Origin of the sequence: Fibrella aestuarina BUZ 2 (assembly GCF_000331105.1) — a bacterium.
GTDB classification, from domain to species: Bacteria; Bacteroidota; Bacteroidia; order Cytophagales; family Spirosomataceae; genus Fibrella; species Fibrella aestuarina.
This window is the reverse complement of record NC_020054.1, coordinates 3,289,954-3,310,049: the sequence shown is the minus strand read 5'-3', so window position 1 is coordinate 3,310,049 and position 20,096 is coordinate 3,289,954. Positions and strand designations below refer to the sequence as shown.

The following is a 20,096-nucleotide window of genomic DNA, read 5'->3' as shown; positions in this document are numbered from 1 at the left end:
CACCATCAAACGTTCAACGCCAAACACTAGCCTACCCCATGTTTCGCTTCAAGCAGTTCACGATTCAGCAGGATCGCACGGCGATGAAAGTCTGTACGGATGCCTGTGTGCTGGGAGCGTGGGCGCAGATCGAGGCGGGAACGTACCTGCTCGACATTGGAACAGGCACGGGGCTGCTGGCGCTCATGGCCGCTCAGCGCAACCCGAATGCCCAAATCGACGCCGTGGAACTGGACGAGGCCGCCGCCCAACAGGCGGCCGACAACGTAGCTGCCAGCCCGTTTGCCGACCGCATTACCGTGCATCAATCGGCCATCCAGCAGTTTTATCCCCCTTCCGCGGTCAGCCCTTCTCCCCTTCGATACGACCACATCCTGACTAATCCACCCTTCTACGTCAACTCGTTGCGCTCGCCTGATAAGGCCGTTAATCGCGCCCTGCATACCGACGAGCTACCGTTTGCCGATTTGCTGGTGGCCGTGCGGCGGTTGCTGGCACCCACGGGTACGTGGTGGGTATTGCTGCCCCCGCCCGAGATGGCCGTGTTGCGCCAATTGGCAGCCGCAGGTTCGCCCACCCTGGTGCCCGTCACGGAACTACACCTGCGCCATCACGATCAGAAACCCGTTTTCCGGCAGCTGGTGGGGTTCCGGTTTACCGATTCGTCCGGCAACGTACCTGGCCCCGTCAACCCTGCGATCCTCGCCATTTACGAACCCGACGGACGGACCTACACGGCCCAGTTCCGGGCGCTACTCCAGCCGTACTACCTTATTTTTTGAACGGCATATCGTACAGAATGCCCCCCTTCACAGTAGTTTCGCGCCTGTAACGTACCTACCTCGCCCAAACGCACCATTGTACAGTGCGCATTGTTCACTGTGTAGTAAAGCGAAGCTTCTAATGCAACTCACCTTATTGATTCCGCTCTTCAACGAAGACGAGTCGCTGCCCGAACTGCACGACTGGATTGTTCGGGTCGTGACGGAACAGGCCTATACCTACGAAATCTTGTTTATAGACGATGGCAGCACCGATCGCTCGTGGGACGTGATCGAGCGGCTGGCGTCAGTCAACCCGAACGTTCGGGCGATTCGGTTTGCGCGAAATATGGGCAAAACCGCCGCCTTACAGGTGGGTTTTCAGGCCGCACGGGGCCGCGTGGTGATCACGATGGATGCCGACTTGCAGGACTCGCCCGACGAGATTCCTGAGTTGTACCGGATGATTACCGAGCAGGGCTACGATCTGGTGTCGGGCTGGAAGCAGAAACGCTACGACCCTATTACCAAAACGCTGCCCACCAAACTGTTCAATGGCGTAGCCCGCTGGATTTCGGGCGTCAAGCTCCACGATTTCAACTGTGGCCTGAAAGCCTACCGGCAGGAAGTGGTCAAATCGCTGAACCTGTACGGCGACATGCACCGCAACATCCCGATCGTAGCGAACTGGAACGGCTACACCCGCATCGGCGAGAAGGTGGTTCAACACCGCGCCCGCAAATATGGCAGCACCAAGTTTGGGCTGGAGCGCTTCATCAACGGCTTCCTCGACATGCTGGTGATTGCCTTCGTCCACAAATTCAGCAAGCGGCCTATGCACTTCTTTGGGGGGCTGGGTACGTTGTCGTTTTTCCTGGGTCTGGTCAGTACGGTCGTTATCGTCGGCCAGAAATTGTACAATATTTCGCAGGGGCTGCGGTACCGGAATGCTACCGATAATCCGCTGTTTTATGTCGCCCTGATCGCCATTGTTTTAGGGGTGCAACTCTTCCTGGCGGGCTTCCTGGCGGAACTCTATATCCGGCAGGCATCCAACCGGACCGCTGAGTATCAAATTGCCCGAAAAATAGGTTTCTCGGATACAGTGACGGTTTAGCTGCCGGTTCGTCTTATCTTTGTGTTATCAATCGGGTAGTCGTGCCGCGCAGGCCATCCCGGCAATCATAACCCGCTTCAGCAAGAAGCACTTAACGGGTTCTGGTTGCCGGGATACATTGTTTTTAAGGCCCTTCCCTTTCACGGAATAAGACAATTTTATCAAGTAGCAATTATGCAAGCGGAATTCTCAACCAAAGAAATCGAAACCACCGTTAAGGCGCAGTCGAAAGCGCATCCCTGGCACGGCATTACCCCCGGCGACGCGGCCCCCGACCTGCTGACGGCGTTCATTGAAATTGTACCTTCAGATACGGTCAAATACGAAATCGACAAGCAGACCGGCTACCTTAAAATCGATCGTCCGCAGAAATATTCTAACATCGTTCCGTCGCTGTACGGCTTCATCCCGCAGACCTACTGCGGCGATGGCATTGCCAAGCTGGCTTCCGACAAAACCGGCCGCACCATCGAAGAAGGCGACGGCGATCCGCTCGACATCTGCGTACTGACTGAATATACCATCACCCACGGCGACATTCTGTTGCAGGCCCGCCCCATCGGTGGTTTCCGCCTGATCGACAAAGGCGAGGCCGATGACAAGATCATTGCCGTGCTGAAAGGCGATGCCATGTATGAAGCGTTCAATGACCTGAGCGAACTGCCCGACGGCATCATCGACCGCCTGCAACACTACTTCCTGACCTACAAAAACCTGCCCGACCAGCCCACGGTAATGGAACTGGCCAGCATCTACGGCCGCGAAGAAGCCCACGAGGTAATCCGCACCGCGATCGAAGATTATAAGGCACTTTAATAAAGAGTGAACGAGCGAATGAGTGAAAGAGTGGTTTGTTACAGTCAACGCTCTTTCACTCATTCGCTCGTTCACTCTTTATTTTTTCCCCATCGTCCAGCGGATGCCGCCGAGGAGGTGTTGCAGGAAGAGGGGTTCGGTGTACGATTCGTCGGTGTGGCCGCCACCAGTGTAGAATGAGCGCCCCCCGTCGAACGTACGATACCAGGCAATGGGGTGGTTGGCTCCGTTCTTGCCGCCTTCGTAGGTGGTTTCGTCGAGCGTGGCCAGCACTGTTGGGCCTTCAACGATGTTTTTGTAGCTGTACCACTCGTCGAACCGCTTCCAGCGATCAGGCAGCATTTTCGTCGAGGGGTGCTTTTTGTTGACCACTACCACGTCGGCATTCTGCTGTTTGGGGTGGCTCAGGAAGTAGGCCCCGCAGAGCTGATTGTACCACGGCCAGCCGTATTCGGTATCAGCAGCGGCATGAACGCCAATGTAGCCGCCCCCCTGCCGAATATATTGCTGAAAGGCTTGCTGTTGCAGTGAATCGAGCACGTCGCCGGTGGTCGACAGCCACACCACGGCTTTGTAGCGCTTCAGGTTGGCGAGCGTGAACTGCGAAGCATCTTCGGTGGTGTCGGTCCGGAAACCGTTCTCGCTACCCAGCTTCATAATCGCGCGCTTGCCCGCCCCGATCGATGCGTGGCGGTAGCCTTTGGTTTTGGAAAATATCAATAGCGCGTCCTGCGCCTGAGCACAGAAAGCAACGGCCAATAGGCCAACAGTACAAAAAAGACGACGCATGGTAGCTTGCTATCTACAAGATGATTTCCACAAAAAGGCCAGCGATGAAACTACATACTTCCCCGCTGCCTCGGATTTCCTCACCAAGCACTTTTTCGGCCATATTGGCCATTTCCTTGGCTAAATTCCAATTTATTTGTAGCTTACTGTACCGAGACATGTGATGGGTGCCAGCCACCGATACGTCTGGTTTTCCACGAAGTCGTTCACCGTATGAAAGTTCGTCCCGCTGTTGTTCTGCGCCAAAATGATTCCGTTTTGTTAATGCATTACCGCTACGGCGACACCGACGTTTTTGCGCTGCCCGGCGGTAACCCCGACCCTGGTGAAGACCTGGAAGCGACCCTCGAGCGTGAGTTGGAGGAAGAGTTGGGCATTAGCATTCAGGTATCGCAACTGCTGTTTTGTGGGGTCGTCAACAATGGTGGGCGGCGCGAAGATGTGCTACACTGCGTGTTCATGGGCGATTGGCTTGGTGGCGATCCGGCCCTGAACCCCGAACACACCACGGCCCGCGCCATTGTCTGGCAGCCACTCGATACGCTGCCCGATCTGAATCTATATCCCAACGTGGGCGAGGCCATCCTCGACTATCACGCGGCGCTGTTGCCCACGGCCTATCTGGGCTATATCGACCAGCCCTTTTTCTAAATTCGTTGCCCGCCTGCCTCTGGCTGGTTTACACACTTCATGCTTCAACTCAATAAAACACCTAACCCGGCCGGGTCGGTGCTGGTTATCTACACGGGCGGTACGCTCGGCATGGTCTACGACCGGCAATCGGGTCAACTGATGCCCTTCGACTTTAGTCAGGTGATTGACCGGGTGCCTGAAATTCAGCGCCTTGATTTCGACATCAGCCTGATTACGCTGGAGCCCATTCTCGACTCGTCGGATATGAAACCGGCGGTCTGGGTACGTCTGGCGCAGCTTATCTACGACCACTACGACGCCTTCGATAGTTTCGTCATCCTGCACGGCACCGACACGATGGCCTACACGGCCTCGGCGCTGAGCTTTATGTTTGAAAACCTGGGTAAGCCGGTGATTCTGACGGGCGCTCAGTTGCCGATCGGCGTGGCGCGCACCGACGCCCGCGAAAACCTGCTCACGGCGCTCGAAATTGCCGCCGACCGGCAGGATGGCCGCCCGGTGGTGCCCGAAGTCTGCCTCTATTTCAACTCGTTGCTGCTGCGGGGTAATCGGGCCAAGAAGCAGGAGAGCGTTCATTTCAACGCCTTCCATTCCGAAAATTACCCGCATCTGGCGATGGCTGGGGTACGTATCGAATATAACCGGCCCTTCATTGCCCGGCAGGCCGTTGGTCAGCCCTTTGGTATACAAACGGCAGTCGACGATCGGGTGGCCATTCTGAAGTTGTTTCCCGGCATAACCCCCGCCGTCGTCAAGGCGATTTTGTCGATTCCGGGTTTGCGCGGTATTGTGCTGGAAACCTTTGGGGCGGGCAATGCCCCCACAGACCCCTGGTTTGCCGAAGCCCTCAGCGAAACCATTGGCCGGGGCGTGGTGATCGTAAACGTGTCGCAGTGCGAAGGGGGCCGCGTTACGCAGGGGCAATACCAAACCAGTACGCGCTTACAACAGATTGGCGTGGTCAGCGGAGCCGATATGACCACCGAAGCCGCCATTACAAAACTGATGGTACTGCTGGGGCAATTTCCGTACCCCGGCACGGTTGCTCAGCAGTTGGGCGTTTCGTTACGCGGCGAGTTGAGCAGTTAATGGAAGCCTATTGACTGGCCAGTTCCTTTGCTTCCGAGTCGCTCAGTTCGCGCCGATAGAGCCGGATGTCGTCAAGTGCGCCGTTGAAATAATAGGCCGTCCGGGCGTTGCATGCGCCGAATTTCAGTTCGCCGAACTGGCAGTCGTTGGCCAGCAACTCGGCCACACTATAGGTATATATGTTTAGCTTTTCGCCATTCAGGTAGAGCGTTACGACTACACTTCCAGCCGAGTTGCCAAAGGTCATCACCAAGTGGTTCCAGCCTTTGTAGGCAAAAGGTGGGACCTTATACACAGCTGATATGGTTCTGGCGGACTCCCCTCGCGGGCAATTCGTCCCCGGCCTGAGAAAGACACTAATGGCGCGTTCAGTCGGCGAATCCGGGTTGGTCAGCAGGCAGCTGTATTGCTCACCGGATCCGTCGGCAAACCGTGCTTTACTGAACAGCGCCATGGTATCCGCGGGGGTGCCCACCTGAAACCACATACTGATGGACAACGGGGCATCCGGGCGAAGTGAGGGTGCATCGGCCACGTAGCAATAGTCGTTGGGGCGTCCCTGCAACCGGAGCGCGTGCTGGGCTAACTCCTTCCGGTCGGTTGTGTAGAGGGGAAACCCATTTTTCTGGGTGCCGTCGTTGTTATTCCCACTCTGATCATTGAGCGAGGGGGCATTGAATTGTGGATCAAAGAACGGCAGATCAAGTACCAGGTTCCGGTTGAGCGCGCTTTGGGTTTGATAGACTACTGCCGGTCCCGGTGCGTAATAAACCCCTGCCGTAGTCCGGGCGTAGAGCCGCATGTAGTAGGACCGGCCAGTTAGCAGCCCCGACAGATCAATGGGTACGTTAGGGCCGCCTGCCTCTACAAATGGGCCGGTAGTTACCTCGGGGAGGCTATTGGTGAGTGAATAAGCCAGCCCATATTGCGTGACCGGTGGAAAGCCAGGGTCGGTTGTTCGCCAATTGATATGCGCTGTCGTAAAGCAATCGGCGGTGCAGCTTACGTCGGCAATGGCAAACTCAGGGTACCGGTTGGTGCGGCGATCGAGCGTCAGGCCGTAGCCGATCTGCCCTTCGGCGTTCATGGCAAACGCCCGAAACCAATAGGTGGTATTGGCCTGCAAACGAGTCAGCGGCACCGTGATTGGGGTATTGACGGCCGGGGTCGGTACGGAGCCGACCGTACTGCTATCCCCGTTTTCGATACTCGGAGACGGGTTCGTAGCCGACCAGCAAACGCCATAACGGGTGATGGCCGCATTGCCGGTACTAACCAGTTGAACGCGCACACGGGCTGTTGTATACAAAAAATCCGGGTCTTCCAGCGTTACAATGGAGGGTTTCACCACGTTGGTTACCTTAACCACCTGCGAAAGCGGAATCTGGTCGCCACAGGTGTTGATCAGGATCGCGTTGACCGTATACGTATTGGGAACCGAGTAGGTACGTGACACGCTCATCTGTGCGTTGGTCTTCTGGGTGGTTCCGTCGCCGAAATCCCAGCGCACACTGTCGATGTCGTGGGTTTCACCCAGCGATAATTTTACCTGAAGCTGATTGGCGTCGACGATGAGTTTCGCACCTGGTTTCTCGCAAATACGCTGCGTTTTCAGCGGCGGCAGTTCCCAGGCGCCGCATCCCCAAAGCCAGGCACAGGCCATCAATAGGCAGAAGGCAGCGTTGAAGATAGGGTGACGGCGCATCATAAGGCAATCAAACGTAACTGACGGTAAATTTAGCACATGACAGTCAGAATCGATAGCCGATCGTTAAACCATAACTGGTAGCCGACGGCCGCCAGAAAAAACTGGTCGGGCGGGGCTGCGGTTTGTGCAGAAACAGGTAGGCCTCGCCCAGGATAGCTGCGGTAGCGACACCCAGGCAAATCCGGTAAAGACCCTGCTGCTCATACGCCTTTCGGACTTGTTCGGCAGCCTCACGATACGCAGGAAACTGATCGGGCTTGATCCCTTTGTTATCCGGGTCGAGCTCGGCGCCTAGTCGCTCCACAACCTCTTTCTTGTCTTCAAAATCACGCCGCAGGCTATACGCCAATAAACCCGACCCGGCGGTTAGGACAGCGAGGCTGATCTTCAGTAGTGGCTTCGTTGGGTCAACCCGACTTTTCACCGGCACGGCCGGAATCGTTTTGGGAAGTTTACGGGGCGAGGCCCGCAAGAAGACTTCCCGTTCGTTTTCGAGTTGCTCCAAGCGAATATCGATAGCCCGAATCTGGGTTTCTAGCGTACTCATTTTCAACCGATTACGAACTTGTTTGGCGTACCCAGCCGCGCGCACATAGTACGTACGCGCCTCCATTAACCGGTCGGCAGCAAACAGGGTATTGCCTTCCAGTTCGTAATGCTCGGTGATTCGGCTTATCAGTAGTTCGTCAGCTGGATTCAGGGCCAACACCTGTTGCAGCGTTTGTACAACGAGCGTATCATTCTGATTTTGCAGGGCGTCGTCGGCCTGTTGCAGCAGTGCCAGGCAGCGGGTCGTTACTTCGATGCGCCCTTTGGCGTACTCGTCATTCTCGAAACCGGGCACTTCCAGACAGTTCTGGTATTGCTGACGAGCCTCGCTGTAGCGACCTGCTTTAAAAAAGGCGTCGCCCTTCCGCCGGTAGGCGTCATACTCCTCATCTATGTAGCCACCACTACCCCTGGTATGCGCAACGGGCACGGCGGCTGTGGCCAACTGAGGCCAGGCTACCAGCAGCGCGAAAAACAGACTGTATTGACGTAGAAAAAAGAGCATAGTGGTCACTTACTGCAACTGAGAGCATTTTTTGATCCTGGCTTTTAGTTCCGCTGTGTTCTCAATGGATTGCGCCACCTGATACCATAAAAGGGCGCCCTCCCGTTCGTCGCGGTCAAAAATCCGGTCGCCTTTTTCCATGTAAAACATATATCGTTCGTGACCGCGCTCGGTGTTTAGCTTGTACTTATCGGCCAGCGCGCGTGCTTCTGAAAAGGCCGTGATCGCTTCGGCTTTCCGGTTTCCGTTGGTGATGGCGCTGGTACCGCGCTCGATGAGCTGGTCGTAGTTGCGCTGCGCCTGTTGCGCGGCCAGCAGGGTTTCATGGCTATCCAGTGCAGGTGCCTGGCTGTTGGCTGTAGCCGCCGTAGCGGGCGTTGGCCTGGCCGGAGCAGTTGCCGTTGGCCTGGCGGCGAGACGTTCCAGAGCCAGCGATTTCAGCCGAATCAGTTCCTGCCGCTGTGGCGCCTCGTGCAAGCCTTTATCGGCCAATAGCACGGCCTGCGGGTACTGCTCGCGGTAAAAAGCCGTACGGGCCTGTTGCAACAACTGATCGACCACCGTGTTTGGCGATGAGGCGGCCGTGCTGGCCGAGGCCATCGTTGTCAGCAGGGCAATCGGCTCGTTGGCGCCGCCCGACCGAGTATCGACCAGATTAGAGCCGTTGGTCGCTTTCTGATTAGGCGTAGCCAGACTGCGATTGCGGGCTACGTACAAATAGATACCAAGCCCAGCCAGCAGCAACGCCGCCGGCAATGCCATTCGCCACGTGTTCCGCCGACCCTGGCGCTGGGTTGGTTTCGCTTCAGGTACGTTCGCCCGCGGGGGGATAGCAGCAGTGTCTGCGATGTGTTCGGTTGGCTCAACGGCCAGCTCCGTGCGAAGGTCAGTCGGTTCGGTCTGGCCGAACAGATCGGTTTGCTCCTCCTTAAACAGGTCGGTCGGCTCGTCTGGCGCGCGCTCAGGTACGTTGCCCGGCACTGGTACCGACTCGCTCGGCTGTTCGTTGGCCACGCCATCGAGCAACGCCAGCAGTTCATCAGCCCGACGGACCCGCTGGTAGAGATCGCGCACCAGGCACCGTTTGATGATGGTGCGGTATGGTTCAGCTACCTGCTCCACCTTGGCCGGCAGGCGCGCGGCCATGATCTTCTGCTCGACGGTACGGCGCGCCCGTTGCTCACTGTCGGCGGGGCGATCGGCACCGAAGGGTTTCTCGCCCACCAGCATTTCGTAGAGCACCACGCCGAACGCCCACAGATCGAGGTTGTAACTCACCCGGCCGCCTTCGATTTGCTCGGGTGCTTTGTAAGACGGGGTACCGCGACCATCGCTGAGGTCAAAATCAGACTGATCGAGCGCGGCCTCCCCATTGACCAGCTTGCTAAGGCCAAAATCCGCAATTTTAGGCACCAGCCGCCCCTGGTTATCGCGGGAGATGAGGATGTTGGCGGGCTTGAAATCACGGTGTACGATGCGCTGACGGTGCAGGTGTTGCAGCCCCAGCAAGATGCCTTTCGTGAGGTCATACACCTCAGTGGCAGTCAGCTTCTGATGCTTCAGTAGATTGGCCAGATTGCCATCGCGGTAATACTTCATCACCGCGAAATCGCTTACGCTGGCATCGGTTTCGAAGCGGTAGCAACGATCGTAACGGGCAATGTTGGTGTGCCGGGGGATGCGTTGGGCCAGTTCAACCTCCGCCCGCAGGGATTGGCTGTCTTCGCCTTTGAATTCACTGATTTTAATAGCGACCCACTCGGTCTCGACCTGATCCTCGACTTTAACGACTCGCCCATATGAGCCGCTACCCAGCCAGGTGGCCGGGTCGGCGGGCCGAATGGGGTATCGGCGTTTGAAGTCGGCGAACGTATCGATGTGTGGAGTCATGCCCTCAGTGTACAAGTTATTTGTATACCAATCCTCAAAAATACGCTAATGGCAATGTATCGGAAAACCGTCCATAAAAAACCGGCGATTGCTTCCCTTTGGATAACTTTCTAACGCGGGGCACTACGTAATCGTGTAACTCCTTAATAGTCAGTACATTATCCCTATCACTATTCGCTTCCCCCTGTAATCCTTTCAATAAAAAGTATGTAAATGTACCCGCCAGCAACTGCTTATCCTCGACGGCCATTTGGGTAGATCGGCTGGCAAGCAGCATCGCTACATTCGTGCCAGACGCGGTCATTCGCGTCGCTTTTGCCGACTGCGCTGTGGGCTGGACGGGCCGCGTCAGGTTGCCCGACAGGCAGGCGTCGGCGATGCATAGCTTTACGCCGGCAGCCGACGCCCGAAAGGCCGCCTTGATGTCGGCGTAGGTCAACAGCGACGCGGGGTCGTCGGGGCGCACGTCGTAGGGCACAAAGCTATCGGTCAGACCATGCCCCGAGAAATACAGGACAATCCGGTCCGTTGGTTTGGCCTGGGTAAACAGTTTCATTGCCGACCGGATGCCGGCCCCCGTTGCCTGTTGGTTGGTCAGCAGCCGCAACCGGGCCGGTGCTACCTGCCCCCCTCCCCGACTGGCCAGAAACGCCGCGACCCGCCGGGCATCCTGATCGGCGTAGCGAAGATCGCCAGTCTGGTACGTCAGGGCTTTGTAGTCGGCGATACCCACAACGACGGCGTACGTCTGGCCCTGCGCCCATACCGATTGCAACCCCAGGCATAGGCCAAGGCCAAGCAGCCACGCGTGTATGTGGTTAGGCTTTTTCATTGGCTACCGGTGTAGGTTTTGTGAGTGACACCACGTCAGATTCGACGGTTTCGAGCCGAACCAGATAGGCCGAATAGTTATCTTGGGTACGTTGGTTACAGGCTGCCAGCAGCGTATCCAGCTTTACAGGGTCGGTATCGTCGGTTGCCAGGATAGCGGCTATGGTTTCATCGTCGAGGTGCTCCAATACGCCATCCGTGCACAGAAAGAAGTAATCGCCCGGCTGTAGGTCGTCGATCAGCAGCAGGTCTGGCTGCGCCGCCGACCGATGCAGGCCCGCCGGGTCGCGGTGCATGAGCACGGCGCGGCTCAGGCGATTGCGCCACGGGTGGTTCCGGGCCTGTTGGGCTGTCAGCACGCCGGTTTCGACCAATTCGTTGACGCGTTTATGATCCATGGTCCGAAAGAGAACCTGCCCGTTGCGCAGCCAGTAGACGCGACTATCGCCCATGTGCGCCAGCGATGCCCCGCGCTCGTGCAACTGGAGGATTGCCAGTGTGGCCCCCATTCGGTTGATAGTTGGATGCTGATTCATGAAAAAGGCATACGCCTCGTAGGCCATATCAATGGCCGATTGCAGGTGTACGCTGTCTAGAACCGGGTTGTTCCAGGCCGCAACGTAATGCGCTACCGCTTCGGTCAGCAACCGGCTCGCTACCTCGCCCCGATCAGCGCCGCCCATGCCATCGCATAGGACAAACAGACGAGTGGCGGAGTTGGCCTGACCCACCGGCGGCCATAGCGCATCCTGATTCGTCGGGCGGCCGCCGATCATCGAAAACCCGCAGGGAGGCTGGAGCGTGTAGTTCACTGCGTCAGGTCGGCGTTAAAGTCAGAATCGATTCGGTACGTTTCGCGAAGGATAGGATCAATTTTGGCGTGTGATAGTTGGAATGAATCGGCCCCGCCGAGTGAAATCAGGCCGCCATCATTCACGTCGATCATCTCAGCCGGCCGCAACAGCTGTCCATTGAGCAGGGTGCCGTTCAGGCTGGGCTTATGCGTAGTCGGTCCAGCCGCCGGGTCGGCAGCTCCATCCTGAAGCTGGTACCGCAACGTACCGGTCCACTGGTCAAAAGCGACGGTAATTGAACAATGGCGCCGACTGATGTAGCAACGTCCCCGGTGCAGGTACCGTGCCACGCGGGCGCTGCATGAGTCGCTGGTACCCAGCACGTTGAGGCCCAACTTCAGCCGAAGCACTACCGTCGGGTCGTTCAGGTACGTCAGGTGGCCGTGTTCGGGCAGATCAATGGCCAGTTGGGGGTCGTATTCGGTCGTTGGTGTGAGTTGGTTGGTAGCACCGCAGTTCAGGTGCGAACAAACGATGAAGCCCCGTTCCAGATCGGCCGGACGCAGCATGATCTTTCGACCACAGTGCTGGCAATTCATCAGGCTGATCTTACTCAGAGTCATGGTCATGTGGCGGGTCGTCCATGTCGTCGACATCGCCATTGTTGATGTAGGAGTCATCGACGTCGTCGTCATGGGCGTCGTGGGGCACGTTGACGTGGACAGCCGGCTGGAGGTGGGCAGCTGAGGGGAGTTTGTCGGCTAGCAGATCGTTGATGACCTGCCTCGACATGGCTTCCTCGAGATTGGCACTCAATTGCCCGTTGGTAAGCACCGTGGGGGTTGGCAGCGCGTGGAGCAATTGGTATTCGCCAGCCACGGTGTCGTACTCGTATAAGGTATCCAGGCCCGCATCGCCGGTCCGATCCACCACTTTGTAAGTGGTGCCATCCTCGCCCGCAATCACGAGCGCGTCGATTGTGCCGTCGTTGTCATCGTCGACTCCCATCACCCGGCGACCAGCTACATACCCTTCAATCACGGTTGGTTTGCCCATTGTCGCAACGGTTTGGCCCGGTACGTTCCAGTCGTCAGCTGCCGCGATCTGCCGAACGGGTAGTTCCGTGTTGAGCACCTGTTCGGCGTATTCCTGCCGTTGCGCCAGCGACAGATCGGCCCATTCTTCCTGCCAGAACGTGTTGTAGGCCTGTCCGTGCCAGCGGAAGACGCCGCCAGGGCCAACCTCGGCTCGCGCCGCCGCAAACGCTTCCCCGAACGGCATCGAATCATCGACAGTGGTAGCCACGGCGGCACTGGGGGGCAACGAGGCCGCCTCACCAGTCGGGGTAGCCGGTGGTTGGGGCGACTGGCCAGCGCGCGGAATCAGGCCCAAAGCCGCGCCGCCGCCCAGTAGCAAAGCTGCCGCCGAAATACCAACGCGCCGCCGAACCCCATCCGAGGTGCTACTGGTCATTGCCGGGTCGCCCGGCCATTGTAGATAGGTAGAGTCCTGGTCCATGAATAAAGGAGTAAGCGTTGCCGTGTATCGTTAGTTAGCCCGAAAGGTAAGGGGTCGGGCGGGGCGGCTTAGTCGGCCCAGATGGCCTTGCAACGACGACAGCTTTTCTGTTGAGCCAGCTGTTCCCATTCGCGCATACCAAACGGATCGCGGCAGGTTGGGTTGGGGCAGCGGTAACGCTCACGATACGTCTTGTCGATCAGTTCGAGCTTTTCGTCGGTCGAAAGCAACGTAGAGCAGAGTGTCGGAATGAGCATGCTTAACCCGGCACCCGATAGCACCTGCAACAACCCGAAGCCCGCCAACGCCCCACCCGAGGCCAGCACGGCACTCACACCCACCACCGACGAGACAATGACGCTGCCCGTGCGGATCATTTTATCGCGGTTTCGGCAGTCGCGCCGCAGTTTGGGGTATTGGTCAAAAACAGCTTTCAGTTCAGCAAACGCCGCCCGAAAGTCAAGCGCATCGTGGTCGGCTGGGTACGTTGCCGCCCCGGCCGACCACGATGGCGACGTTTGGGGCACCAGCGTAGAGCGGCCCACCTGTACCGGACCCGGCGTCGGCACTTGTTGCAGCAGGTCAGCCAGGGAAAAAGGACTGTCGGCAAAGCGGAGGGTATCGTCCGGCCCAACCAGTTTGCGGGTAATGCGCGTGTCGTTGACGAAGGTGCCATGTTTGCTGGCCAGATCTTCCAGCACATAGAGTTGGTCGGAGCAACGGATCAGCGTAGCGTGCTGACTGCTAACGCGGGCGTTGGGCACCACGATGGTGTTCCCAACGGTGCGGCCGATCGAATAGCGCGGCAATTGGCTCAGCGCCTCGATGGCCGCTTCAATAGAGTCTGTGGGTCTGGTTGAGTACGTCATGGCCCAGGGGTCATTCGGCAAGCAACTTACGACAATTTACCAGTAAACGGACACATACCGACGCCCTATGCTGTGCTTAACCGCTAGGCTCGCTGCCTTTGCTGCCGAGTCTGATAGGTCAGCAATAGAGCCATACCGGCCAAGACAGCCAGTCCATACGGTGCGTAGATCACCACCCGTTCAACCAGCCTAGTCACGCCGTTTGGGTGCTGCGTGATGCGCTCCACCAGCCAGGCGGTTGCGGCCACCGCGGCCAACAACGCGCCGCCACGACGTACCCAGCCATAGACTGGCGTTTGGCTCAGCAGCATCAACCACGGGATCGTCAGCGCGATTACGATCAGTTGCATCAGTTCGATACCCAGGTTAAAGCCCAAGATACTCAATACCATACGCCCGGCATCGAGCGAAAGATCGGTGAGTGTCGTGGCGAAAGCTAACCCGTGCACCAGACCGAAACCCGCCGCTACCCAGGTTTCTCGGCCTGGAAAGAGCGGGCGAAAGGCGTGCAGGGCCGAAACCAGAATCGACACGGCGATGAGCACTTCGATGGGCTGCGACGGTAACCGTACCCACCCCAACGCCCCTAGTAGCAGCGTGATGGAATGCCCCACCGTGAAGGCGGTCACGATCCAGAGCAGCCGGGTGAGGCTGTAACGTATACCCCCAAAGCGTCCCCAGCGGTTTTCGGCCCGCAGAAGCGGCGCGGGGAGCAGCAACACCAGCAGAAACAGCAGGTGATCGGTCCCATCGGCAATGTGGTCAACACCCAGCGCGATCATACTTCGGAAGCCTGTCCAGACGCTACCGCCCTCCAGCTTGACGGGTAGCGGCAAAATGCGATTGTTGACGATATCCAGTTCGATAACGCCCACCTGAGCGGGTTCCTGCTCCGCCACTTGCCCCCGCTCCCAATCTTGCCGCACCGATACTAGAATTTTATGCGTGACGACCTGATGCAGCACGGCATCGTACTGAAAACTGAATTGCCGCACGTCGGCACCGGGTGGGGGCACCATCTGCACCTGTGCAATCAGTTCGCGGTAGGTGCCGTTGATGGGGTTCTGCGTCTCCTGCATCGACAACGTACCCACCGTTACGGTCCAGAAGCGCCCGTTGGGGCTTTGGGGCCGGATGTGGCGAACCAGGTACGCCCGCAGTTGAGGGCTCAGTGCGTCGATCAGTTGACTGGCCGAATCGTTCACAGCTCGTCCAAACGCCGGTTGCAGTTCGCTCAATGGAATCTGTAGCTCCGCGCGGATGCGGTCAGCGTGCACATTGAGCAGCACCACCGAATTGGGCATGGGATGGGCCGTAACCGATTGACCCAGCAGACCCAATACCCAAGGAACCATGCACAAGGCTAATCGGATCAGGCCCATCACACGCCTTATTAGCGCTTGTCCGCCATTCATCATACCGTGGTCCTTGTCTTAATTACCGCCGTAATCGCCCGTGCGGTCACGCCAGACCGAGTGCGGGTGCGGAGCGTTACGAACGATCACGCCCCCCTGGTACGAAAACTCGATCCAGACACTCGGACCGTCGATCCGAATGTAATCGTTTTGGGCCGTTACGTTCGTGTTGCCCGTGAAAGCGATATACGTGTTAGCCAGTTCAGCGGTGTATTTGGCCAGCACCGTCGCCGCCGTGGCCGGTTCCAGGTCGTTGACGTACAGTTTGATGGCGTTCAGTACCAGCGCCTGTTTGTCGGTACTCAACGTACCCACGCGCACGCCGACTTTCGCGGATGGGAATTGTCCATCTTTGCCCGGTCCCAGCACCACATCGGAGAACGTCGTCGACAGCTTGGCCGTAGCCTGCTCGCTACTGCTCAGAGCTGTTAATAAGGCCGCAAAGGCCTGTCGTTCCTGCTCGATGGGCTGATACGTGCGGCTGTTGGCCGACACTGCCGTCGACGGTTCTACCGCCCGGAAGGCGGGCGTGACGCCGGTTAGCTGCCCTGCATTGAAGGTGTAGGGTTGGGTGTAATGGTGCCCTGTAAACAAGATAGACCACAGGCCCGTGGCACTGGGCGTTCCCAGAATTGACAGGTAGAAATTGCCCGCCCCGTAGCCGGAGCCCCCGCCAATACTACCGAGGTAATCGTCGGCCACCAGGTTACCCAGCATCTCGTCGTACCCTTCTTCCGGGTTGCTCACCGCCAGCACAGCCACCATCAGATTGCGAAAAGCAGCCAATTGCGTATCGCTGAGCGCATCGAGTCGGATACCAATCCGGCCGGATAACGAGGCAGGGAGGTTCGACCATTTCTGGGCATTAGCTTTACTGTAGCTGAGCTGCACGGTCGACAGCTGGCTACTGCTCAAGGTCGCTTTGAACGCCTCGGTCAAACAGACCACTTTCGCCACACCAGTCGACGAAGCGCAGCTGGTGTTTGTACTGCTGGTGGTAGCCAGCGCCGCCGTGATGGCCGACGAAGCCCCGGGCGTAACCGTTGAACTCTCTGTTGATTTACACCCCAGCGCCAGCGCCGTTACAATGAACAGGCCACTGCCGGCCTTGGTTAATGCTGCCATATTTTATGAAGAAATGTACTCTACAAACTGAGTTAGGGGCCGGTGCATGACATTCGTATCGCCGACGTCATGCACCGGTCAATCAGGCTAATTACCGCCGTAATCGCCCGTGCGGTCGCGCCAGACCGAGTGCGGGTGCGGCGTGTTGCGGATGATCACGCCCCCCTGATACGAGAATTCAATCCAGACATTAGGTCCGTCAATTCGCACGTAATCATTTTGGGTCGCCACGCCGGTCGTACCCGAATAAGCGATGTAGGTATTGGCCAGCTCCGAGGTATATTTCGTCAGGATAGTCGCCGCCGTGGCCGGTTCCAGATCGTTGACGTACAGTTTGATGGCGTTTAGCACCAAGGCCTGTTTGTCGGCGCTCAACGTACCCACCTGAAGGCCCACTCTCGTGGCCGGAAACTGCGCGTCTTTCCCCGGCCCCAGCACCAGGTCTGAAAACGTCGTTGACAGCTTGGCGGTGGTTTGCTCTGTGCTGCTCAGCGCTGTCAGCATCGCCGCAAAGGCCAACCGCTCCTGTTCGAACGGCTGGTAACTGCGGGTACCCGACGTCACGACAGAGGCGGGTTCTACCCCCCGGAAAGCGGGCGTGACGCCGGTTAGCTGCCCTGCATTGAAGGTGTAGGGCTGGGTGTAATGGTGCCCCGTAAACAGGATTGACCACAGGCCCGTGGCGCTGGGCGTTCCCAGAATTGACAGGTAATAATTACCCGCTCCGTAGCCTGAGCCACCACCAGCAGTCGCCAGGTAATCGTCGGCCACCAGGTTGCCCAGCATTTCGTCGTAGCTTTCATTGGTTCCTCCCAATGCCAGTAGCGCCACCAGCAAATCGCGGGCAGCCGCTAGCTGAGTAGCGTTTAACGCTCCCAGGTTAATACCAATGCGGCTCGACAGTGAGGCGGGCAGATTCGACCATTTTTGGGCGTTGGCTTTGCTGTAGCTAAGCTGCGTGGCGGCCAACTGCGTGCTGCTCAAGGTCGCTTTGAACGCCTCCGTCAGGCAGATAATTTTGGCCAGGCCGGTCGCACTGGCGCAACTGGTGTTGGCGCTCGTCGTTACCGCCATCACCGCCGTAATAGTAGACGATGCCGTGCCCGACGTAGTACCCGAACTGGGAGAACTGACCGTCAGGGGCAGGTTACAGGTCTGTCCGCCGAAGGTGAGCGCAAACGTAGCCGTTCCCGCCCCCGACGGCGTACCGCTGACACTGTACGTCAGGTTGCCGCTGCTGCTCGTTAACGTACCTGCCTGAAGCGTGGCATTGAGCCCCGTCACGCCCGTCGAAGCAATGGCGGTGCCCGCCGTATAGGCAATACCGTTTCCACCCGTGTACGGCACGGTGACAGTGCCCGTATAGGCCGCGCCGCTGACGGCGGTGGTTGAGAACGTAGCAGACCCGCAGTTCAGGGCCGAAACAGTAGCCGAGGTAGGCGCAACGGTCGTGGTGGTGTCCTGCTTGCAGGCGTCAAAGCCAACAAAGCCAACCAGCAGGCTGGCCAGCAGCAGCGGTTTCACAGGGAAGGTGATCGTCATAGCGTAGGGGGTTTTATGTGTCCAATTACGCTGCTCAGACGAATAGTGTTGAGTAGTTTTCCCGTTTAGGGACGAACCGGCCAAATGTTGGGGTAAAGAGGGTCAACAATGAGGGGCAGCCCTCACTCCTTATCGAACAGCGCGAAGAAGTCTCGTTCGTAGGTACTGCTCAGTGGCAGGTCTTCATCACCAATGGCGATCAGCTTATTCCGTACGGATCTGACCCGCGCCAGCGCAACGATGAAGGACCGATGTATGCGCACAAACCGATCGGTCGGGAGCTTCTCGATCATCGCTTTCATAGTCAGCCGCACCACGATGGGCTTGGCCCCAACGAAGTGGATCTTCAGGTAGTTATCCAAGCCCTCAACAAACACGATGTCCGCCAGCGCCACCCGGATCAGGCTGTAATCAACCCGAAACACCACATACTCGGCCTCTGGCGCCAGCGGGCCGGTCAGCCGCTGATGCTGTTGCCACGCTTTATCGACGGCCTGTCGAAACCGATCGAAGGTGAATGGCTTCAGGAGGTAATCGACCGCCGACAGTTCATAACTCGTCACGGCGTAATCGCTGTAGGCGGTCGTGAAGATGACGAGGGGCGCGGGCTGCAGGCTTCTGACAAACTCGATACCCGAGCCCGCCGGCATATTGATATCCAGGAACAACAGATCGACCCGCTGCTGAGCCAAGTACGTTCGGGCGTCGCCAAGTCGGGTAAACGTCTGGTCCAGCTGGACCGTATCGAGTCGCTGGCAGAACGCCTCAATCACCTCCAGCGCGGGGCGTTCGTCGTCTAAAGCAATGGCCTGCATCATGTAAGTTGCATCGTTAAATCGACGGTAAACGTGTCGGCAGCATCGTCAATCCGGAGTTGATGCCGATTGGGATAAAGTAATTGGAGCCGATCCCGGGCGTTCTGCACCCCGACCGTCGTTGACTCGTCGAGCTGATTAGTCGGCACTTTTCGGTTAAAAACGTGCAGGGTCAGCCGTGGCCCTTCGATGGCAATCCGAATACGGATCGTGCTGGGTACGTCGGGGTTGACGCCGTATTTGAAGGCATTCTCAATAAACGTAAACAGAATGAGGGGTGCGATTTGCCTGCCCGCCGCATCGTGATCAATGGCGACTTGCAGGGTCACGGCGTCGCGCAGGCGGGCCTGCTGCAGGTCGATGTAATTGTGCAGGTAATTAAGTTCGTTCTGCAACGGAACCCGGTGCTGATGGGCATCGCGGATCATGTAACGCATAAATTCGGCCAGCTTCACGATGGTATCGGCCGTGCGGTCGTCCTTACGAATCGCCAGCGCGTAGATGCTGTTGAGCGTGTTGAACAAAAAGTGCGGGTGAATCTGCGCTTTCAACTGCCGCAATTCGGTTTGCAGTTGGTCGGTCTCCACCTGCCGTAATCGATTCTGGGTCTGTACCGAAACGGATGCCAGCGTGCTCACGCTGCCCAGCAACACGATAATGGCCAGCTTGACAGGCAACGTAGCCATGTAGGGGCCCGACCGAAAATTGCGCCGCACGGGCCCTTCGCCTGGAGGCTGTTTTTCACCCGAAAAAGCTCGACCATCTGGTGGGCCGTGGTGCCTGTGCGTTGCGTGAAACAGGTTTTCTTTCCAAAGCAGCTGGCCCGCCCAGCCAAGGAGCGTCGGTTTGTCGGGGCATTGTAAAAACGTCCATTGTTCGATGCGGTGCGGTAGCCAGGCGGTCATAAACAGCGACAGCGCCACCACACCAACGTACCGCCGGTAGCGCCCCGTCAGATACAGCCGAGGCACAAAGACGGTGTGGTTCAGGTACGTAAACAGCAGCAGCGCCGCGTAGGTCAGCCCATTCTGAATGATATGGTCGTGCGGATTCAACGGCCGCAGGCTAATGTCTTCATTCAATATGTACAGCACAGGCAGAGCCAGCAGGGCCGTGACTGTCAGCAGCAAGCGGAAGTTCATGAGTGGGGCGATCAGTCGTCAATCTATGGAAAGGAAAAGGAAGGCGTGGTCGTTCCGGCGGGCGCCAGGTAGTGGTCAGTTGGCCAAAAGCGGTGGTGAAGCAGGCGGGTTTATCCCGACGACAATGCCCAACGCCCCTGCCGAGCTAAACCGGAATGGCGTAATTT

General features: G+C 57.9%; 19 protein-coding genes. 5 read left to right on the top strand and 14 right to left on the bottom strand.

The annotated features are described in order from the left end of the window. The first annotated feature begins 38 nt into the window (after positions 1 to 38). The 3 genes from FAES_RS13510 (at position 39) to FAES_RS13500 (ending at position 2,694) form a co-directional block, all read left to right on the top strand. The gene (locus FAES_RS13510) at positions 39 to 782 is read left to right on the top strand and encodes a tRNA1(Val) (adenine(37)-N6)-methyltransferase (protein ID WP_015331780.1); all 744 of its coding nucleotides are present in this window, start codon (positions 39 to 41) and stop codon (positions 780 to 782) included. Positions 783 to 903: 121 nt separating this feature from the next. Beyond that, on the top strand, positions 904 to 1,878 hold the full coding sequence (locus tag FAES_RS13505) for a glycosyltransferase family 2 protein (protein ID WP_015331779.1): 975 nt from the start codon (positions 904 to 906) through the stop codon (positions 1,876 to 1,878). A gap of 174 nt (positions 1,879 to 2,052) precedes the next feature. Next, entirely contained in the window at positions 2,053 to 2,694 is a 642-nt protein-coding gene (locus tag FAES_RS13500) for an inorganic pyrophosphatase (RefSeq protein WP_015331778.1), read from the top strand. Between the two features lie 78 nt (positions 2,695 to 2,772). Here FAES_RS13500 and FAES_RS13495 read toward each other — a convergent pair whose 3' ends face one another. Then, positions 2,773 to 3,483, bottom strand: coding sequence for a ThuA domain-containing protein (locus FAES_RS13495; protein ID WP_015331777.1), 711 nt, complete (start codon positions 3,481 to 3,483; stop codon positions 2,773 to 2,775). A 213-nt stretch (positions 3,484 to 3,696) separates the two neighbouring features. Here FAES_RS13495 and FAES_RS13490 point away from each other — a divergent pair, with 213 nt between their 5' ends. Further along, a complete protein-coding gene (locus FAES_RS13490) occupies positions 3,697 to 4,134 on the top strand; it encodes an NUDIX hydrolase (protein WP_015331775.1) in 438 nt (145 codons plus the stop codon). A 39-nt stretch (positions 4,135 to 4,173) separates the two neighbouring features. Beyond that, the gene (locus tag FAES_RS13485) at positions 4,174 to 5,226 is read left to right on the top strand and encodes an asparaginase (RefSeq protein WP_015331774.1); all 1,053 of its coding nucleotides are present in this window, start codon (positions 4,174 to 4,176) and stop codon (positions 5,224 to 5,226) included. A 7-nt stretch (positions 5,227 to 5,233) separates the two neighbouring features. On the opposite strand, the gene FAES_RS13480 is transcribed toward FAES_RS13485, so the two are convergent. The 13 genes from FAES_RS13480 to FAES_RS13420 form a co-directional block, all read right to left on the bottom strand. Next, positions 5,234 to 6,931 carry a LamG-like jellyroll fold domain-containing protein gene (locus FAES_RS13480; protein ID WP_229364478.1) on the bottom strand — a complete coding sequence of 566 codons (1,698 nt, stop codon included), beginning with the start codon at positions 6,929 to 6,931 and terminating at the stop codon, positions 5,234 to 5,236. Positions 6,932 to 6,977: 46 nt separating this feature from the next. Further along, the gene (locus FAES_RS13475; RefSeq protein ID WP_015331772.1) at positions 6,978 to 7,988 is read right to left on the bottom strand and encodes a hypothetical protein; all 1,011 of its coding nucleotides are present in this window, start codon (positions 7,986 to 7,988) and stop codon (positions 6,978 to 6,980) included. 9 nt (positions 7,989 to 7,997) lie between these two features. Beyond that, on the bottom strand, positions 7,998 to 9,878 hold the full coding sequence (locus FAES_RS13470) for a serine/threonine-protein kinase (RefSeq protein ID WP_015331771.1): 1,881 nt from the start codon (positions 9,876 to 9,878) through the stop codon (positions 7,998 to 8,000). 34 nt (positions 9,879 to 9,912) lie between these two features. Next, positions 9,913 to 10,710 carry a caspase family protein gene (locus FAES_RS13465; protein ID WP_015331770.1) on the bottom strand — a complete coding sequence of 266 codons (798 nt, stop codon included), beginning with the start codon at positions 10,708 to 10,710 and terminating at the stop codon, positions 9,913 to 9,915. Further along, positions 10,697 to 11,521 (bottom strand): PP2C family protein-serine/threonine phosphatase, encoded by an 825-nt coding sequence (locus tag FAES_RS13460; RefSeq protein WP_229364477.1) that lies wholly within the window; start codon positions 11,519 to 11,521, stop codon positions 10,697 to 10,699. The genes FAES_RS13465 and FAES_RS13460 overlap by 14 nt, the downstream gene beginning before the upstream one ends. Beyond that, the gene (locus FAES_RS13455; protein ID WP_229364476.1) at positions 11,518 to 12,126 is read right to left on the bottom strand and encodes an FHA domain-containing protein; all 609 of its coding nucleotides are present in this window, start codon (positions 12,124 to 12,126) and stop codon (positions 11,518 to 11,520) included. Before FAES_RS13455 ends, FAES_RS13460 begins: the two co-directional genes overlap by 4 nt. Next, a complete protein-coding gene (locus FAES_RS13450; protein ID WP_015331768.1) occupies positions 12,113 to 13,021 on the bottom strand; it encodes a hypothetical protein in 909 nt (302 codons plus the stop codon). The genes FAES_RS13455 and FAES_RS13450 overlap by 14 nt, the downstream gene beginning before the upstream one ends. A gap of 68 nt (positions 13,022 to 13,089) precedes the next feature. Then, positions 13,090 to 13,890 carry an FHA domain-containing protein gene (locus FAES_RS13445; protein ID WP_015331767.1) on the bottom strand — a complete coding sequence of 267 codons (801 nt, stop codon included), beginning with the start codon at positions 13,888 to 13,890 and terminating at the stop codon, positions 13,090 to 13,092. Positions 13,891 to 13,973: 83 nt separating this feature from the next. Further along, positions 13,974 to 15,245 carry a HupE/UreJ family protein gene (locus FAES_RS13440; protein ID WP_229364475.1) on the bottom strand — a complete coding sequence of 424 codons (1,272 nt, stop codon included), beginning with the start codon at positions 15,243 to 15,245 and terminating at the stop codon, positions 13,974 to 13,976. A gap of 78 nt (positions 15,246 to 15,323) precedes the next feature. Next, entirely contained in the window at positions 15,324 to 16,430 is a 1,107-nt protein-coding gene (locus FAES_RS13435; protein WP_015331765.1) for a DUF3500 domain-containing protein, read from the bottom strand. A gap of 87 nt (positions 16,431 to 16,517) precedes the next feature. Further along, complete coding sequence (locus FAES_RS13430) at positions 16,518 to 17,972, bottom strand: DUF3500 domain-containing protein (RefSeq protein WP_015331764.1); 1,455 nt, start codon at positions 17,970 to 17,972, stop codon at positions 16,518 to 16,520. 122 nt (positions 17,973 to 18,094) lie between these two features. Further along, positions 18,095 to 18,790, bottom strand: coding sequence for a LytR/AlgR family response regulator transcription factor (locus FAES_RS13425; protein WP_015331763.1), 696 nt, complete (start codon positions 18,788 to 18,790; stop codon positions 18,095 to 18,097). After that, a complete protein-coding gene (locus tag FAES_RS13420; RefSeq protein ID WP_041257856.1) occupies positions 18,787 to 19,929 on the bottom strand; it encodes a sensor histidine kinase in 1,143 nt (380 codons plus the stop codon). Before FAES_RS13420 ends, FAES_RS13425 begins: the two co-directional genes overlap by 4 nt. Between the last annotated feature and the right edge of the window lie 167 nt (positions 19,930 to 20,096).

Bases quoted from the DNA above. Each gene is read 5' to 3' on its own strand.
- FAES_RS13510 (WP_015331780.1), top strand. From the start codon at position 39: ATGTTTCGCTTCAAGCAGTTCACGATTCAGCAGGATCGCACGGCGATG.
- FAES_RS13505 (WP_015331779.1), top strand. From the start codon at position 904: ATGCAACTCACCTTATTGATTCCGCTCTTCAACGAAGACGAGTCGCTG.
- FAES_RS13500 (WP_015331778.1), top strand. From the start codon at position 2,053: ATGCAAGCGGAATTCTCAACCAAAGAAATCGAAACCACCGTTAAGGCG.
- FAES_RS13495 (WP_015331777.1), bottom strand. From the start codon at position 3,483: ATGCGTCGTCTTTTTTGTACTGTTGGCCTATTGGCCGTTGCTTTCTGT.
- FAES_RS13490 (WP_015331775.1), top strand. From the start codon at position 3,697: ATGAAAGTTCGTCCCGCTGTTGTTCTGCGCCAAAATGATTCCGTTTTG.
- FAES_RS13485 (WP_015331774.1), top strand. From the start codon at position 4,174: ATGCTTCAACTCAATAAAACACCTAACCCGGCCGGGTCGGTGCTGGTT.
- FAES_RS13480 (WP_229364478.1), bottom strand. From the start codon at position 6,931: ATGCGCCGTCACCCTATCTTCAACGCTGCCTTCTGCCTATTGATGGCC.
- FAES_RS13475 (WP_015331772.1), bottom strand. From the start codon at position 7,988: ATGCTCTTTTTTCTACGTCAATACAGTCTGTTTTTCGCGCTGCTGGTA.
- FAES_RS13470 (WP_015331771.1), bottom strand. From the start codon at position 9,878: ATGACTCCACACATCGATACGTTCGCCGACTTCAAACGCCGATACCCC.
- FAES_RS13465 (WP_015331770.1), bottom strand. From the start codon at position 10,710: ATGAAAAAGCCTAACCACATACACGCGTGGCTGCTTGGCCTTGGCCTA.
- FAES_RS13455 (WP_229364476.1), bottom strand. From the start codon at position 12,126: ATGACTCTGAGTAAGATCAGCCTGATGAATTGCCAGCACTGTGGTCGA.
- FAES_RS13450 (WP_015331768.1), bottom strand. From the start codon at position 13,021: ATGGACCAGGACTCTACCTATCTACAATGGCCGGGCGACCCGGCAATG.
- FAES_RS13445 (WP_015331767.1), bottom strand. From the start codon at position 13,890: ATGACGTACTCAACCAGACCCACAGACTCTATTGAAGCGGCCATCGAG.
- FAES_RS13440 (WP_229364475.1), bottom strand. From the start codon at position 15,245: ATGGTTCCTTGGGTATTGGGTCTGCTGGGTCAATCGGTTACGGCCCAT.
- FAES_RS13435 (WP_015331765.1), bottom strand. From the start codon at position 16,430: ATGGCAGCATTAACCAAGGCCGGCAGTGGCCTGTTCATTGTAACGGCG.
- FAES_RS13430 (WP_015331764.1), bottom strand. From the start codon at position 17,972: ATGACGATCACCTTCCCTGTGAAACCGCTGCTGCTGGCCAGCCTGCTG.
- FAES_RS13425 (WP_015331763.1), bottom strand. From the start codon at position 18,790: ATGATGCAGGCCATTGCTTTAGACGACGAACGCCCCGCGCTGGAGGTG.
- FAES_RS13420 (WP_041257856.1), bottom strand. From the start codon at position 19,929: ATGAACTTCCGCTTGCTGCTGACAGTCACGGCCCTGCTGGCTCTGCCT.